This window comes from Rheinheimera mangrovi (assembly GCF_003990335.1).
In the GTDB taxonomy this organism is placed as follows: Bacteria; Pseudomonadota; Gammaproteobacteria; order Enterobacterales; family Alteromonadaceae; genus Pararheinheimera; species Pararheinheimera mangrovi.
Genome location: NZ_CP034683.1, coordinates 2,862,606 through 2,876,757, shown reverse-complemented (window position 1 = coordinate 2,876,757; position 14,152 = coordinate 2,862,606). Strand labels below are relative to the sequence as shown.

The 14,152-nt window shown below is 46.3% G+C and carries 18 protein-coding genes; 12 read left to right on the top strand and 6 right to left on the bottom strand.

The features are described from left to right. Positions 1 to 39: 39 nt before the first annotated feature. Positions 40 to 780 carry a class I SAM-dependent methyltransferase gene (locus EK374_RS12885; RefSeq protein ID WP_127024233.1) on the top strand — a complete coding sequence of 247 codons (741 nt, stop codon included), beginning with the start codon at positions 40 to 42 and terminating at the stop codon, positions 778 to 780. A 9-nt stretch (positions 781 to 789) separates the two neighbouring features. Here EK374_RS12885 and EK374_RS12880 read toward each other — a convergent pair whose 3' ends face one another. Genes EK374_RS12880 through EK374_RS12860 form a run of 5 tightly spaced genes read right to left on the bottom strand, consistent with a single transcriptional unit; the run spans position 790 to position 3,585 of the window. Beyond that, positions 790 to 1,245: a YaiI/YqxD family protein gene (locus tag EK374_RS12880; RefSeq protein WP_127024230.1), complete on the bottom strand. Its 456-nt coding sequence runs from the start codon at positions 1,243 to 1,245 to the stop codon at positions 790 to 792. A 1-nt stretch (position 1,246) separates the two neighbouring features. Next, positions 1,247 to 1,747 (bottom strand): GNAT family N-acetyltransferase, encoded by a 501-nt coding sequence (locus EK374_RS12875; RefSeq protein WP_127024227.1) that lies wholly within the window; start codon positions 1,745 to 1,747, stop codon positions 1,247 to 1,249. Beyond that, on the bottom strand, positions 1,744 to 2,604 hold the full coding sequence (locus EK374_RS12870) for a TraB/GumN family protein (RefSeq protein WP_164731872.1): 861 nt from the start codon (positions 2,602 to 2,604) through the stop codon (positions 1,744 to 1,746). The genes EK374_RS12875 and EK374_RS12870 overlap by 4 nt, the downstream gene beginning before the upstream one ends. 16 nt (positions 2,605 to 2,620) lie before the next feature. Continuing rightward, positions 2,621 to 3,049 carry an alternative ribosome rescue aminoacyl-tRNA hydrolase ArfB gene (gene arfB / locus EK374_RS12865; protein ID WP_127024223.1) on the bottom strand — a complete coding sequence of 143 codons (429 nt, stop codon included), beginning with the start codon at positions 3,047 to 3,049 and terminating at the stop codon, positions 2,621 to 2,623. After that, on the bottom strand, positions 3,043 to 3,585 hold the full coding sequence (locus tag EK374_RS12860) for a DUF2058 domain-containing protein (RefSeq protein WP_127024221.1): 543 nt from the start codon (positions 3,583 to 3,585) through the stop codon (positions 3,043 to 3,045). Before EK374_RS12860 ends, arfB begins: the two co-directional genes overlap by 7 nt. 138 nt (positions 3,586 to 3,723) lie before the next feature. On the opposite strand from EK374_RS12860, the gene EK374_RS12855 reads away from it, so the two are divergent. Next, positions 3,724 to 5,040 (top strand): DEAD/DEAH box helicase, encoded by a 1,317-nt coding sequence (locus EK374_RS12855; protein WP_127024219.1) that lies wholly within the window; start codon positions 3,724 to 3,726, stop codon positions 5,038 to 5,040. 289 nt (positions 5,041 to 5,329) lie between these two features. Next, on the top strand, positions 5,330 to 5,542 hold the full coding sequence (locus tag EK374_RS12850; protein ID WP_008898286.1) for a cold-shock protein: 213 nt from the start codon (positions 5,330 to 5,332) through the stop codon (positions 5,540 to 5,542). Positions 5,543 to 5,654: 112 nt separating this feature from the next. Here EK374_RS12850 and dinB read toward each other — a convergent pair whose 3' ends face one another. Further along, positions 5,655 to 6,707: a DNA polymerase IV gene (gene dinB / locus EK374_RS12845; RefSeq protein ID WP_127024216.1), complete on the bottom strand. Its 1,053-nt coding sequence runs from the start codon at positions 6,705 to 6,707 to the stop codon at positions 5,655 to 5,657. A gap of 234 nt (positions 6,708 to 6,941) precedes the next feature. On the opposite strand from dinB, the gene glyA reads away from it, so the two are divergent. From glyA to EK374_RS12800, 9 genes are all read left to right on the top strand, one after another. After that, complete coding sequence (gene glyA / locus EK374_RS12840) at positions 6,942 to 8,195, top strand: serine hydroxymethyltransferase (RefSeq protein ID WP_127024213.1); 1,254 nt, start codon at positions 6,942 to 6,944, stop codon at positions 8,193 to 8,195. A 75-nt stretch (positions 8,196 to 8,270) separates the two neighbouring features. Then, positions 8,271 to 8,723, top strand: a complete 453-nt coding sequence (gene nrdR, locus EK374_RS12835) for a transcriptional regulator NrdR (RefSeq protein WP_127024210.1) — start codon at positions 8,271 to 8,273, stop codon at positions 8,721 to 8,723. Beyond that, positions 8,724 to 9,848: a bifunctional diaminohydroxyphosphoribosylaminopyrimidine deaminase/5-amino-6-(5-phosphoribosylamino)uracil reductase RibD gene (gene ribD, locus EK374_RS12830; RefSeq protein ID WP_127024207.1), complete on the top strand. Its 1,125-nt coding sequence runs from the start codon at positions 8,724 to 8,726 to the stop codon at positions 9,846 to 9,848. Continuing rightward, positions 9,833 to 10,483 carry a riboflavin synthase gene (locus EK374_RS12825; RefSeq protein WP_127024204.1) on the top strand — a complete coding sequence of 217 codons (651 nt, stop codon included), beginning with the start codon at positions 9,833 to 9,835 and terminating at the stop codon, positions 10,481 to 10,483. The genes ribD and EK374_RS12825 overlap by 16 nt, the downstream gene beginning before the upstream one ends. A 30-nt stretch (positions 10,484 to 10,513) precedes the next feature. Then, a complete protein-coding gene (ribBA, locus tag EK374_RS12820) occupies positions 10,514 to 11,623 on the top strand; it encodes a bifunctional 3,4-dihydroxy-2-butanone-4-phosphate synthase/GTP cyclohydrolase II (RefSeq protein ID WP_127024202.1) in 1,110 nt (369 codons plus the stop codon). A 129-nt stretch (positions 11,624 to 11,752) separates the two neighbouring features. Further along, positions 11,753 to 12,217: a 6,7-dimethyl-8-ribityllumazine synthase gene (gene ribH / locus EK374_RS12815; RefSeq protein ID WP_008898293.1), complete on the top strand. Its 465-nt coding sequence runs from the start codon at positions 11,753 to 11,755 to the stop codon at positions 12,215 to 12,217. A 9-nt stretch (positions 12,218 to 12,226) separates the two neighbouring features. Further along, positions 12,227 to 12,640 (top strand): transcription antitermination factor NusB, encoded by a 414-nt coding sequence (gene nusB, locus EK374_RS12810; protein ID WP_008898294.1) that lies wholly within the window; start codon positions 12,227 to 12,229, stop codon positions 12,638 to 12,640. A gap of 32 nt (positions 12,641 to 12,672) precedes the next feature. Further along, on the top strand, positions 12,673 to 13,632 hold the full coding sequence (gene thiL, locus EK374_RS12805; RefSeq protein ID WP_127024200.1) for a thiamine-phosphate kinase: 960 nt from the start codon (positions 12,673 to 12,675) through the stop codon (positions 13,630 to 13,632). Further along, a complete protein-coding gene (locus EK374_RS12800) occupies positions 13,632 to 14,126 on the top strand; it encodes a phosphatidylglycerophosphatase A family protein (RefSeq protein ID WP_127024197.1) in 495 nt (164 codons plus the stop codon). The genes thiL and EK374_RS12800 overlap by 1 nt, the downstream gene beginning before the upstream one ends. Positions 14,127 to 14,152: the final 26 nt, after the last annotated feature.

Below are 14,152 nucleotides of genomic sequence, written 5' to 3'. Positions count from 1 at the left end.
TTTCCATGGCTGATGTTCTGATAAGGTGTAGTGTACCGGATGAAACCCGCTTTAAGTTACCACAGTACAACCATACCCCGACAGTGGCAGCAATTGCCGCAAGGGGAACAGATGGCCAAAGCCATAGAGCAGCAGCTGAGTCAGTGGTGGCCAAAAATTTTTGGTTATCATCTGCTCAAAGTTGGCAGTTTAAGCAGTGCATTAGATACCTCAGCATGCAATATCAAACATCAAATCAAGTTAAATGAGCAACAAGAGCAAGCTTCTGTTGTGGCAGACCCTGATGCTTTACCTTTTTTAGAGCTTTCCATTGATGCAGTATTATTGGCGCATTGTCTGGAGTTTTATCCGGACCCACACCACATAGTCCGCGAAGCCCATCGTGTGCTGATGCCTGACGGTTATCTGTTGTTAAGTGGCTACAATCCGATTAGCAGTGCAGGTTTAATGAAACTTTGGCCTGGAGTGAAACAGCAATTGCCATGGGCCGGACGGTTTTTTACCCCGTCCCGTGTCAAAGACTGGCTACATTTATTGGGTTTTGAAGTAATGTACGAACAGCGTTTTTTTTGGTCCAGTTTACTGGGACAGCACAAACCAGAGAGCCGCTGGCAGAAATGGTGTGAAACTTATCTGGGCTATTTTGGCGCTTCGTATCTGCTGGTTGCCCGTAAAAGGGTATTGCCATTAACTCCTATCCGGCCGAAGTGGCAACGGGCTCCGGCCTTTCAAGCAGCAGTCAAAGGCATCAGTGCCCGGCAAGGGCTGTATCACGATTAACAGCGCTGTTTATCCGCTTTTTACCTGCTTTTGCAGCCACTGATCCAGTTGATTAGCGAACTGTTGTTTATCTTGCTGGCCCAGAGGCGCCGGGCCTGATAGCTGCACACCACTGCTGCGCAGTTCTTCCTGCAGATTACGCATAGTCAGTCGGTCACTGATATTGTCAGGCGTTAGCAAACGGCCTTTGCTGGTGATGCAAAGTGCACCTTTGGCAACCACAGCGGCGGCCAGTGGAATATCGTTGCTGATCAGTAGATCACCAGAGCTTATACGTTCTTCGATGTAACGGTCTGCCACATCAAAACCATGTTCAACCTGTACAGTTCTGATGTAAGGGCTGCGTGGAATTTGTAAGCTGTGATTGGCGACCAGATATAAAGGGATTTGTCTTCGTTCTGCAGCCTTATACAACATCTCTTTTAATACTTTGGGGCAGGAATCTGCGTCAACCCAGATTGGCATCCTAATGGTCCTTTAATAGTTGTCGGGCTTGTTTATTGTTGAGTTTCATAAAATACAACAGTGGATCAGATTCACCAGGCTGCTCGGCTTCACTAAAACCCAGCTGTTGATAACACTGCACTGCAATAAGGTTTTTGCGGTAGACAAACAACGAAAAATCCCGTTGTGGATATTGTTGCAGGCCCTGTGCTATCAGTCCTTTAATCAGAGTTTTACTATGACCCTGTCCTCTGCTTTGTGGATGCACCAACAAACGGGCCAGATGATTGCATTCAAAACGATCACAAAGCTGGCCGAATGCAACACGTTGTCTGTGTTGATACAACCAGTAACTTTGAGTTCCTGGCAAATACAGCTGCTGCAAAAATTGTAAGGCTCTGATTGGAAAATGGAAACCTTCACCACCCCACTGATCCAGCTGTTGTTGTGAGTCAAACCAGTTGTGCAGATAAGCTGATTGCTCTGGTGTGACAGGGCTTAACTGATAAGGAGCATGTTTCATAACTGGCCTGCTAATGCTGTAACTTGATAACCCTGTTGTTTTAATTGCGGGATTAAGCCTTGCTCCCCTGCGAGATGCAAAGCACCGACAACAACAAAAAACGGACTCTCGTATTTCGCGGTAACCAATTGTTTTATCCAGGCATTGTTTCTTTTGACAATCAGAGTCTGGTAAACCGCCGGATAATTTTTTAAGTCATCCAGGTATAAATGTTCAAGTTGCTGCAAATCGCCACTGCGCCAGGCTTTTCGCATCGCATCAAAGTCTTCACTGCTATCAGTTAAGTCTTCCATGGTGCTTTTAATCAAGGTTTCAGCACCACTATTATTCAGTTCGGTCAGCACAGCCAGATGCTGCTGCATAGTTTCAAGACCCGTTACTTTTTTTCCGGCTTTTTTTGCTTCCTCCTGCAAGTAGGCGTCTACTCCGGGAGCTGTTGCGCCCTGGGCTTGCAGTTGAGTGGTGGTCAGCATCACAGCGGCAAAAGCGGGTTTAAAACGGGCGATCTGCTCAAGGGGAATGTTATTTTTTTTGCAATACTCGGCCAGTTGCTTTGCTAAAGGTTGTGACAGTTGTTGCAGCAAATTTTCGCCGGAAGGGTAGGAGTTTTGCGCTATCAATTGCTGGATACCTGCCGGACTCGACAGCTGTTCCAAATCGGTTTCAAGTAATAGGCTGTCGCTGTTTTTAAGCGCTATTAGGTATTCTGGTGGCAAAGGATAATCATCAGGGCCAAGCAAATGTATGGAACCTGCCAGATAAAAATGCTGTTCGCCTTTGCTGACTTTCCAGACTCCGTCGGCGAATACAGAACTGCTCAGCAGTATGAAAGTAACAAGGCTAAAAATACGGAACACTACTGAAAACCTCTGATTAATCAAAAGAGCTTACTTTACCGCGCAGTTTTTTTCGTTCTTTATGCTGCGTTTTCTCTTTTAGTCTGTCCATGCGGGCACCAAAAGTGGGTTTAGTGGCGCGTCTTTTTTTCGCTTCAAAACTGGCGGATTGCAGCAGTTGCATTAATTTTGCAACCGCATCTTCCCTGTTCATATCCTGACTGCGGTGGGATTGAGCTTTAATAACTATAATCCCACTCTTGCTGATGCGGTCGTCCGGATACTGCAGCAGCTTTTGCTTAAATTCATCGGGTAAACTGCTGCGCCCAATATCAAAACGCAGCTGCACCGCAGTGGATACTTTATTGACATGCTGGCCTCCACTGCCCTGAGCCCGGATAAAGCTGAGCTCCAGCTCGTCCAAATCAAGTTCAAGGCCGGGTTTGACCTGAACTAAAGTTACCACATCAAATCATCCGGAATTTGATAGGCGGCGTACGGATCGTCTTCCGCCTGCACTTCGGCGCTTTGACCTGTGTTATGCAGCACTATGATGGTTTCAGCTAAACGCTGCTGAATTTTCTCAGCCACTTTCACCGGGATCACATAATACTGCTCAGCCAGTTTGGCGATAGCTGCCTGACCTTTGGTTAATTCAGCATGGATGCGGTTACTGACGTATAAACGTTTTACAACACTGCCGTCGGTGAAGTTAAAGGCGGTTTCACCTTTATGAGTAATGGTATTGAGCTCAACCAGCTGTTTGACCTGAGCTGCCAGTGCTTTTTTATCCTGTTCGGCTTTGCGCTGGCGATTTAACTCCTGATCGCGCTGCAATTGCTGCTGTCTGCTTTGTTCGGCGAGCACCGTAGCTTCATTGACGACTGTGCCATTTTTCCCGGCTTGCACCCGTTCTTTATGCTTTTCTTTTTTAATAGCTTTTAGCTTTTTCTCATTGCCTAAACCGGCTTTGAGCAATTGTTCCTGCAGTGATTTACTCATAAAAAGGTCCTGTCGATCAGATGTCGTTATTGTTTCATGTTCCGGCTGCGCTGCAAAGAGCAGAAGGGCAGACTAACCGCCTATGCTAAAAATGCGTTATGATAAGGCACTTTTATTGAATTTGTCCGGGACCTTATCTTGTTATTTCACGATCTTGCGTTAGACCCTCGTTTAGTCCGTTCTATCCAGCACCTTGGCTTTGCGAAACCAACGCCAATTCAGCAGGAGGCTGTGCCTGCCGCTATGACAGGCAAAGACTTAATGGTTTCTTCGCAAACCGGTTCAGGAAAAACTTTGGCGTATTTGTTGCCGATGATGCAGCGCTTATTGCGTAGCAGACCGTTATCCAAACAAGATGCCCGGGCTTTGATTCTGGTGCCAACACGTGAACTGGCTCACCAGGTCTATGCCAAATTACGTTTATTTGTGGCTAATACGCCTTTAACCAGTGCTTTAATTGTGGGTGGTGAGAACTTTAACGAGCAGGAAAAAATCCTGAAACGTCAGCCGACTATCATAGTGGCAACCCCAGGCCGTTTTATTGATCACCTGCAGCACAAAACGTTTTTTATTCAGGGCCTGGAAATGCTGATTTTAGATGAAGCAGACAGGATGCTGGATTTAGGCTTTATGCCACAACTGAATGAAATAAATAGAGCTGCGGATCACCGTTTGCGCCAAACCCTGATGTTTTCTGCCACTTTAGATCACGCCGAAGTGAATGAACTGGCGATGTCGTTGTTAAAGTCGCCACACCGAGTCTCCGTGGGAGCGTCCTATCAGCAACACGAAGATATAGAACAGCGTTGTTATTTCGCCGATCATTTGTCTCATAAAGAGGCGTTACTGGCTTTTTTTCTTAAACAGGAACAAATTGGTCAGCTGATAATTTTTACAGCGACCCGTGAAGATACCGATCGTCTGGCAAAACTATGTGACTCTTTAGGTTATCCGGCTGTAGGTTTAAGTGGCAAGTTAACTCAAGGTCAGCGTAACACTGTGATGCAGGGCTTTTCAGCCAATAAACATCAGGTGCTGGTGACTACAGATGTTGCGTCCCGTGGTCTGGATTTATTACAAGTCAGCCATGTGGTGAACTTTGATTTACCTAAACATGCAGAAGAGTATGTGCACCGTATAGGTCGTACCGGCAGAGCTGGAGCTAAAGGTATTGCGATTTCTTTGGTAGGTCCAAAAGACTGGGTCGCTTTTTGTGCAATAGAAAGCTTCTTACGCCGTCCTTTACCTATGGAGAAAGTGGAGTCTTTACCGGCAAAATTTAAAGGTGTGGATTTGCATGCACCGGTAAAAGCCGTGAAGAAAGCGAAGCCTGTGGTCAGAAAAGCCAAAGCAAAATCAACAGATACAACGGCTAAAGTAAAGGTCGCGCCAAAACCTAATTTTTATCAGGCTGGCGATGATGGTATGACTCCAGTAAAGAAAAAGATCAAATAATTTACAGTAGTATGTTTTTTATTCGGAAAATAGTGCTACACTCTGGTCGTTACTTTGTAGATTTGTTCGACAGTTTTTATTGCAAGCAATTGTTTTGGCTGAAGAATTATTTAGAGTAACTGGAACGGCCAAAACCAGAAAAACTATTTTTCTGTCGGATCAGTAATAGCTATTGACCACTTTGTCAGGTTCACTGATAATGGGGTCGTAATATGTACTAGCTCGAACACGGCCGGTAATATTTAAGTCGCCAAACAATTGGCAAATTTAGTTAAAGTAAGAGAATGTTATGTCACAATTAATTTCCGGTACCGTTAAGTGGTTCAACGAAGATAAAGGTTTTGGTTTCATCGAGCGTGAAGGCGGCAAAGACGTATTCGTACATTTCCGCGCTATCAATGGCACAGGCCGCAGAACTTTAGTTGAAGGTCAACGTGTAACTTTCGAAGTTACTGAAGGCCAAAAAGGTCCTCAGGCTGAGAACGTAACTGTTACCGGTTAATAGTTTTCTGAAAAAGAGCCAACTCTAAGTTGGCTTTTTTTATGCCTGAAATTCAGAGGTGCTGTTCCGTAACTGACTGTTTTGGCAAGCTAATTAATTATTTTCTTTGATATCAAAGCTCTAATGACAGCTGTGCCTGAGCTTCCTGCGCTTTTAATCCAACATGAATGCCCACCAGCCGCACTTTTTTACCATGCCCCCTGTGCCAGGCTTGCTCTAATAACTGCTTTAAGCTGGCCATATCCAATTCGGGTTGTTGTTTCTCTACAGTGGTTTGTTGAAAATCGGCAAATTTCAGTTTAATACCAATCTTTTGAATATGAGCTGTTGCTTCACAGCGTTCAATACGACGCCTGAGTTTAGGCAAAAGCTCTGATAAGCTTTGTTGGCCTGCATCCAGATCAGGCAGATCTTCAGTGTAAGTATGCTCAACGGCTACAGATTTACGCGGGTAATCGTTTTGTACCTCGCGACTGTCCCGGCCAAAACTGCGGTCTATTAAGGTTTCTGCAAAACTGCCGAAGTGTTTTACCAGTGTATGCAAAGGTGCGTTTTGAATATCCACACACTTAAAAAAACCTAAAGTCGCCAGACGCTCCGCAGTTTTTTTGCCGACTCCAGGGATTTTATGTAAAGGCAGAAATTTTACGAAGTCGCTGACTTTGTCTGGTGGTAATACGAACAAACCATCAGGTTTATTTTCATCACTGGCAATTTTGGCAAGAAATTTATTTGGTGCTACACCGGCTGAAGCTGTTAAACCTGTTTCGGCAAAAATTACCCGACGAATGTCTTCTGCAATACGGGTTGCGCTGCCAGAGAATAAGGTGCTGTCGCTGACATCTAAATAAGCTTCATCCAGGGATAAAGGCTCTACTTTGTCGGTATATCGATGAAAAATAGCCTGAATTTGCAAGCTGGCTGCTTTATATTTTTCCATATTGCCAGGTAATAACAACAGGTGAGGGCAGAGCTTTAAGGCTTGTCCTGTAGGCATGGCAGAACGCACGCCATAGACGCGGGCAGGGTAGTTACAGGTGCTGATCACACCACGCTCGGTGCGACTGCCGCCTATAGCCAGAGGAATATTGCGCCAATCCGGCCTGTCCCGCATCTCTACTGCAGCGAAAAAACAGTCCATGTCGATATGAATGATTTTTTTCATTTACAAAGCACTGTTGGTTTATACAGCTACATAATTGACTAGTTTTTGTTTTTTGTAAAGGCGGTTACTGGTTATATTTACAGTTGATTGCTCTACTCAGCCGACCAGACATAGCAAAACCCACTTTAGATGTTTAGATGGCTACTTTATAGCTGCATATTTAGCGGATTCCATGTAGAATGCGCGCAGTTTTTTTGTAAATAGCCTGGCCCTTTTGGCCACCTGGGAGCAAGCATGTTAAAGCGCGAAATGAACATTGCCGATTTTGATCCGGAATTATGGCAATCCATTACCAACGAAACCCAACGTCAGGAAGATCACATCGAGCTGATCGCTTCTGAAAACTATGCCAGCCCACGCGTGTTGCAGGCTCAGGGGTCTCAGTTAACTAACAAATATGCTGAAGGTTACCCGCATAAGCGTTATTACGGTGGTTGTGAGTACGTGGACGTGGCTGAAGACTTAGCTATCGCCCGTGCGAAAGAATTGTTTGGTGCCGATTACGCAAACGTGCAACCGCACTCAGGCTCTCAGGCTAACTCTGCAGTATTTTTAGCTTTATTAAACGCAGGCGATACCATTTTAGGTATGAGTCTGGCGCACGGTGGTCACTTAACTCACGGTGCTACCGTCAGCTCTTCAGGTAAGTTGTACAAAGCTGTGCAATATGGTCTGCACCCTGAAACTGGTGTTATTGATTATGCTCAGGTAGAAGCTTTAGCACTGGAGCACAAACCAAAACTAATCATCGCAGGTTTCTCTGCTTATTCAGGTATTATCGATTGGCAGAAATTCCGTGAAATCGCGGATAAAGTGGGTGCCTACCTGATGGTGGACATGGCTCACGTTGCTGGTTTAGTTGCGGCTGGGTTGTATCCAAACCCGGTGCCAGTTGCTGATGTTGTAACAACTACTACTCACAAAACTTTAGCCGGTCCTCGTGGTGGCTTAATTCTTGCCCGCAAAAACGAAGAGATCGAAAAGAAACTGAATTCTGCAGTTTTCCCTGGTGGTCAGGGTGGTCCTTTAATGCATGTGATTGCCGCTAAAGCTGTAGCTTTCAAAGAAGCGCTGCAACCAGAATTTAAAGTTTACCAGCAACAAGTACTGAAAAATGCTGTAGCTATGTGCGATGAAATGATCAAACGTGGTTATAAAATCGTGTCTGGCGGTACGCAAAACCACTTATTCCTGATGGATTTAATCGACAAAGACATCACAGGTAAAGAAGCGGATGCTTGGTTAGGCCAGGCCCATATCACAGTGAACAAAAACTCTGTGCCAAATGACCCGCGTTCTCCTTTCGTGACCAGTGGCTTACGTATCGGTACTCCTGCTATTACCCGCCGTGGTTTTAAAGAAGCAGAAGCCCGTTTGGTTGCCAGCCTGATTTGTGACGTACTGGACAGCCGCGGTGATGCTGGCGTTATTGACAAAGTACGTGCGCAGGTGTCTGAAGTTTGTGGCCGTTTACCGGTTTATGCCTGATTGCCAGCTATGACTGAACAAAGATAGAGTGTTATGATGGCCGCTTAATGCGGCCATTTTTTTCGGAGAAATTCCGTGTTTTGTCCTTTTTGTCGTGCCGACGATACCAAAGTTATAGATTCCCGCTTAGTAGCGGATGGGTCTCAAGTAAAAAGACGACGTGAATGTGGCGCCTGCCACGAACGTTTTACCACCTTTGAAGCTGCTGAACTGGTGATGCCTCGTATTGTAAAACGCGATGGCTCCCGCGAGCCTTATAACGAAGCTAAGTTGCGCAGTGGCGTGATGCGTTCACTGGAAAAACGTCCTGTACCTACAGAGCAGATTGAATCGCTGATCAGCAAAGTGGAGAGCTTATTACGCGCCACAGGTGAACGTGAAGTGCCAAGCCAGTTATTGGGCACTTTGATTATGGATGAGCTGGTGAAGCTGGATAAAGTGGCTTATGTGCGGTTTGCCTCAGTCTATCGTTCTTTTAAAGATATCCGCGAGTTCGGTGAGGAAATAGCCCGGCTTGGAGACAACTAAGTGAGCTTTACTGAACTCGATCATCATTATATGGCACGCGCTATTGAGCTTGCCCAGCAAGGCCGTTTTACCACAGCCCCTAACCCAAATGTTGGCTCTGTCGTAGTCCGCGATGGCGAGATAGTAGGTGAAGGTTATCATCGTCAGGCCGGTGGTCCACATGCTGAGGTTTTTGCTTTACGTCAAGCTGAACATCTTGCTTTAGGTGCAACCTGTTACGTCACTTTAGAGCCTTGTAGTCATTATGGTCGCACTGGTCCTTGTGCTTTGGCACTGGTAAACGCTGGTGTGAAAAAAGTCATAGTGGCTATGCTGGATCCTAATCCTTTAGTGGCTGGGCGTGGTATTCAAATTCTGCAAGATGCAGGCATCGAAGTGCAGGTTGGTTTGTTAGAAGGTCAAGCCCGGGCATTAAATCCAGGCTTTTTAAGCCGGATGGAGCGGCAAAAACCTTATATCCGGCTTAAACTTGCCACCAGTCTGGATGGGCGCATTGCGCTTGCCAATGGCAAAAGCCAATGGATAAGCTCGGCGCAGTCCCGCTCTGACGTGCAGTTGATGCGAGCTCAGGCTCATGCCATTTTATCGACTGCGACTACTGTGCTTGCAGACAATGCCCGTTTAACAGTGCGCTCTGAAGGCTTGGCCATACCGTCTTTGGACGATGGCTCTGTGCGTCAGCCAGTACGGGTGATTTTGGACCGCAACCTTAAATTAACAGGCCAGGAGCTTTTGTTTTCGCAAAATGGCCCCATAGTGCTGGTGCATGACAAGCAATTCAAACCGGCATTTGAACATCCACAAGTGCGTTTTATTGGGCTGAATGCTGTTGAGTCAGGACTGAATTTAAATGAATTAATGACTGTACTCGCAGCAGAAAACATCAACGACCTGTGGGTTGAAGCCGGTGCTGTGCTGGCAGGTTCTTTGTGGCAGGCAGGGTTAGTGGACGAACTTATTGTTTATCAGGCCCCCGTGCTGTTAGGTGATAAAGCCAAAGCCATGCTGCAGTTACCGAATTACAGTGAGCTTTCAGAGGCTCAGCATTTTGTATGGACTTCAGTCGAGACACTGGGGCCTGATTTAAAATTAACAGCAAGGTTAGAGCCATGTTTACCGGAATAATCGAAGCGACGGGTCGGGTGAGCGCCATTAAAGCGTCTGGTGTGGATTTAAAGCTGACCATTGAATCCGACAGTCTGGACTTTTCTGATGTCAAACTTGGCGATAGCATTGCCAGTAATGGCGTCTGTTTGACCGTTACAGCACTAGATGGCAAAAGTTTTAATGCCGATGTGTCAGGTGAAACTGTTAAACGGACTTTGTTTGGCCAGTACAAAGAAGGTCAGTTACTGAACCTGGAAAAAGCCTTGCTGGCGACCGGGCGCTTAGGCGGACATCTGGTCAGCGGCCATGTAGATGGTATCAGCAGTGTTGAAAAAATTGAGAAGTTTGGCGAAGCCTGGCAAATCTGGATAAAAATGCCAAAAGACTTAGCGCATTACATCGCTGAAAAAGGCTCTATTACGGTGGATGGCATCAGCCTGACCGTCAATGAATTAAGTGCTAGCGCTTTTCGTTTAACCATAGTGCCTCATACGGCACGGGAAACCACTTTGATGAACCTTAAAGCAGGCAGTCAGGTGCATCTGGAAGTGGATTTAATAGCGCGTTATTTAGAACGTTTGCTGCAGGGCCGGGAAGGGGCTGGCAGTAAAGGCGTGACTATGGATTTATTGCAACAACGTGGTTTTTTATAACGCAGTAAGGCCCGGGGCCTGAGGTGAAGTATGCAACTGAATACACCAGCAGAAATTATTGAAGATATTCGTCAGGGTAAAATGGTTATTCTGATGGATGACGAAGACCGTGAAAACGAAGGCGATTTAGTGATGGCGGCTGAATACGTCACGCCTGATGCTGTGAATTTTATGGCCACTCATGGCCGTGGTTTAATTTGTTTAACGCTGACGAAAAAACGCTGCGAGCAGTTAAAGTTACCGCTGATGGTGGATAAAAACTTATCGCCATTCTCTACCGCCTTTACCTTGTCTATTGAAGCGGCAGAAGGTGTCACTACCGGTATTTCAGCAGCCGACCGCGCCCGCACAGTTAAAGCCGCTGTAGCCCGTGATGCCAAGCCGACAGATATCGTTTATCCGGGTCATATCTTCCCGCTGATGGCTCAGGACGGTGGTGTTTTAGTGCGCGCTGGTCACACGGAAGCAGGTTGTGATTTAGCCCGTATGGCAGGTTTAGAACCCGCGGCAATGATTGTTGAAATTTTAAATGAAGACGGCACTATGGCGCGTCGCCCTGATTTAGAAATTTTTGCTCAAAAACACGGTATTAAAATTGGCACCATCGCCGATTTAATTGAATACCGGAATCTACATGAAACCACAATAGAACAAGTCGCCAGCTGCCAATTACCTACTGAATTTGGTGAGTTTAATCTCGTCACTTTCCGTGACACCATCGACAATCAAATTCATTTTGCTCTGGTCAAAGGTGTAGTTGAAGCAGAACAGCCGACCTTAGTCCGTGTGCATTTACATAATACCTTCAGTGATTTGTTGTTATCCGACCGCGGCGCTAATCGCAGTTTTTCGTTGCACTGTGCGATGAAGCGTATTGCCGATGAAGGTGGAGTGCTGGTGCTTTTAGGTAAAAACGAAAGCAGTGAAGAGCTGGTACAGATGGTGCAAAACTTTGAAGCCGAAGATAAAGGCGAAAAAGCCAAGACCGATCTGTGGAAAGGTACCTCACGTAATGTGGGTGTAGGTTCACAAATTCTGGCCAGTTTAGGCGTGAAAAAAATGCGCTTGTTAAGCGCGCCGAAAAAATACCATGCCTTGTCAGGTTTTGGTCTGGAAGTCGTGGACTATGTGTCTGAATAAGACACTGTAACAACTGCTACAGAAACAGTAGCAGGGGACGGGCAATCTTGTGTTATCATGGCGCCCGTTTTTTTGAATTCTGGTGTTTAAAACCATTTTTTTGCAGCAAATATGCAATAAGGACCTCCAATGCAGGTAATTGAAGCAGGCTTAACCGCTAAAGGTAAAAAATTTGCCATCGTTGTGGCCAGATTCAACAGCTTTATTGTCGAAAGTTTGTTAGACGGCGCTGTAGATACCTTAAAGCGTGTCGGCGACATCGCTGATCAAGACATCACTGTGGTTCGTATCCCTGGCGCTTTTGAAATGCCATTAGCTGTACAAAAAGTTGCAGCCAGTGGTAAGTATGACGCGATCATCGCCTTAGGTGCTGTGATCCGCGGTGGTACACCTCATTTTGAATACGTGGCGGGTGAATGCACCAAGGGCCTGGCTCAGGTGATGATGCAGCACAGTATTCCTGTTGCTTTTGGCGTATTGACTGTAGACAGTATCGAGCAGGCTGTTGAGCGTGCAGGTACCAAAATGGGCAATAAAGGCGCAGAAGCAGCGATGTCCTCGCTGGAAATGGTAAACGTTCTCTCTCAGTTGTAGGATTTGTTGATGAAACCTAATGCACGTCGTTTAGCCCGTTCTTTGGCCGTTCAGGGAGTTTATAGCTGGCAAGTCAGCAAGAACCCTATTGGTGATATTGAACAGCAGTTATTGCTGGAACAAAACACCAAACACCTGGACGTGGGCTATTTCCAGGATATTTTACGTGGTGTGGCTGTGAATCATCCTGTATTGGATGAAGCGGTAAAACCCTTTTTAGACCGTCCATTTGAAGAAATTGATCTGGTCGAAAAAGCCATATTACGTGTCTCCGCTTACGAGCTTAAATACCGTCTGGATGTGCCGTATAAGGTGGTGATCAACGAAGCCATCGAACTGGCGAAAGCCTTTGCTGCCGATGACAGCCACAAGTTTGTCAACGGCATACTTGATAAAGCCGTCAAACGCCTGCGAACCGAATAAAAAATGGAGAGCCGGCGTAAGTCGGCTTTTTTATGGGTGAATTTGAGTTAATTCAACGTTGTTTTGCCGAAGCGGGCCGTAAACGCACTGACGTTGCCATTGGTATTGGCGACGATGGTGCTGTGGTGCAGGTGCGCGAAGGCTGTGATCTGGTGATCACCACCGACAGCATGGTCGAAGGTATCCATTTTTTCCCGGATGTCGATCCGCGCTCGCTTGGGCATAAATTGGTGGCAGTGAATGTCAGCGATTTGGCTGCTATGGGGGCTGAACCTTGTTGGTTGTCACTTGCTTTAACTTTGCCAAAAGTGGATGAAGACTGGTTAACCGCTTTTGCTGAAGGCTTAAGCGAAACAGCGGATTACTACAATTGCCAGCTGATAGGTGGTGATACCACCCGCGGGCCCTTAAGTTTAACCATGATTGCCAAAGGCTTAGTGCCTAAAGGCAAAGCCATTACCCGCGCTGGCGCTCAGAATGGTGATTATCTGTATGTGACTGGCACTTTAGGTGATGCAGCTTTAGGTTTAAAGTTGGTTCAGGAGCAGGTTGAAGTCAGTAAAAAGCACCGGGCTCATATTCTGCAACGGTTCCACTACCCAACAGCCCGTGTGGCTTTAGGTCAGGCGCTGCGTAATATCGCAAGTTCTGCCATGGATGTATCTGACGGTTTAGCGGGCGATTTGCCGCATATTTTACGCCGCTCCAAAGTCGGGGCTGTGGTGGATGTCAGCAAATTGCCGATGTCGCAGGCGCTCAAAGACAGCTGCAGTGCGGAACAAGCATTGCGATATGCTTTGTCAGGCGGTGAAGACTACGAATTGTTGTTCACCGTGCCAGAAAACCGCCGTGGTTCTTTGGAAGTGTTGTTATCTCCTTACGGTGTGCCAGTGACTTGCATTGGCCGCATTACCGGTGCGGTCGGCAAGCTGGAATTTAAGCAAGGGGATTTGCCTTTTGTATACCAGCATCAGGGCTTTGAGCACTTTTAATGGCATCTACTCAACACGCTAAAGCTAAATTTGATCTGAGAAAGTGGACCCATTTTCTTGCATTGGGGTTTGGTTCCGGTCTGGCGCCAAAAGCGCCTGGTACTTTTGGTACATTAGCCGCTATACCTTTAATTTATCTGCAATCTTTAGTCAGCCCACAGCTTGGATTGATCTGGGTGTTGTTTGCTTTTGTGTTGGGTTGTTATGTCTGTGGCCAGACAGCCAAAGACATTGGTGAACATGATCACGGCGCCATTGTCTGGGATGAAGTCGCGGGGTATAGCCTGGCTATGTGGTGTATCCCATTTGAATGGCAGTACCTTCTGGCTGGTTTTTTACTTTTCCGCTTTTTTGATATCGTCAAACCTTGGCCTATTCGTTTGCTGGATAAAAAAATCCACGGCGGCTTTGGTATTATGATTGACGATATGCTGGCTGGTTTCTTTAGCTGGCTCATTCTCTTCGCGCTGGTGCAGTGGCAAGCTTTTAGTTAATATAAATTTTTCCCTGCAACCTGGTG

Coding starts and splice junctions, on each gene's coding strand:
- EK374_RS12885 (WP_127024233.1), top strand. CDS start 40: ATGAAACCCGCTTTAAGTTACCACAGTACAACCATACCCCGACAGTGG.
- EK374_RS12880 (WP_127024230.1), bottom strand. CDS start 1,245: ATGCCAATCTGGGTTGACGCAGATTCCTGCCCCAAAGTATTAAAAGAG.
- EK374_RS12875 (WP_127024227.1), bottom strand. CDS start 1,747: ATGAAACATGCTCCTTATCAGTTAAGCCCTGTCACACCAGAGCAATCA.
- EK374_RS12860 (WP_127024221.1), bottom strand. CDS start 3,585: ATGAGTAAATCACTGCAGGAACAATTGCTCAAAGCCGGTTTAGGCAAT.
- EK374_RS12850 (WP_008898286.1), top strand. CDS start 5,330: ATGTCACAATTAATTTCCGGTACCGTTAAGTGGTTCAACGAAGATAAA.
- dinB (WP_127024216.1), bottom strand. CDS start 6,707: ATGAAAAAAATCATTCATATCGACATGGACTGTTTTTTCGCTGCAGTA.
- glyA (WP_127024213.1), top strand. CDS start 6,942: ATGTTAAAGCGCGAAATGAACATTGCCGATTTTGATCCGGAATTATGG.
- EK374_RS12825 (WP_127024204.1), top strand. CDS start 9,833: ATGTTTACCGGAATAATCGAAGCGACGGGTCGGGTGAGCGCCATTAAA.
- ribBA (WP_127024202.1), top strand. CDS start 10,514: ATGCAACTGAATACACCAGCAGAAATTATTGAAGATATTCGTCAGGGT.
- ribH (WP_008898293.1), top strand. CDS start 11,753: ATGCAGGTAATTGAAGCAGGCTTAACCGCTAAAGGTAAAAAATTTGCC.
- nusB (WP_008898294.1), top strand. CDS start 12,227: ATGAAACCTAATGCACGTCGTTTAGCCCGTTCTTTGGCCGTTCAGGGA.
- thiL (WP_127024200.1), top strand. CDS start 12,673: ATGGGTGAATTTGAGTTAATTCAACGTTGTTTTGCCGAAGCGGGCCGT.
- EK374_RS12800 (WP_127024197.1), top strand. CDS start 13,632: ATGGCATCTACTCAACACGCTAAAGCTAAATTTGATCTGAGAAAGTGG.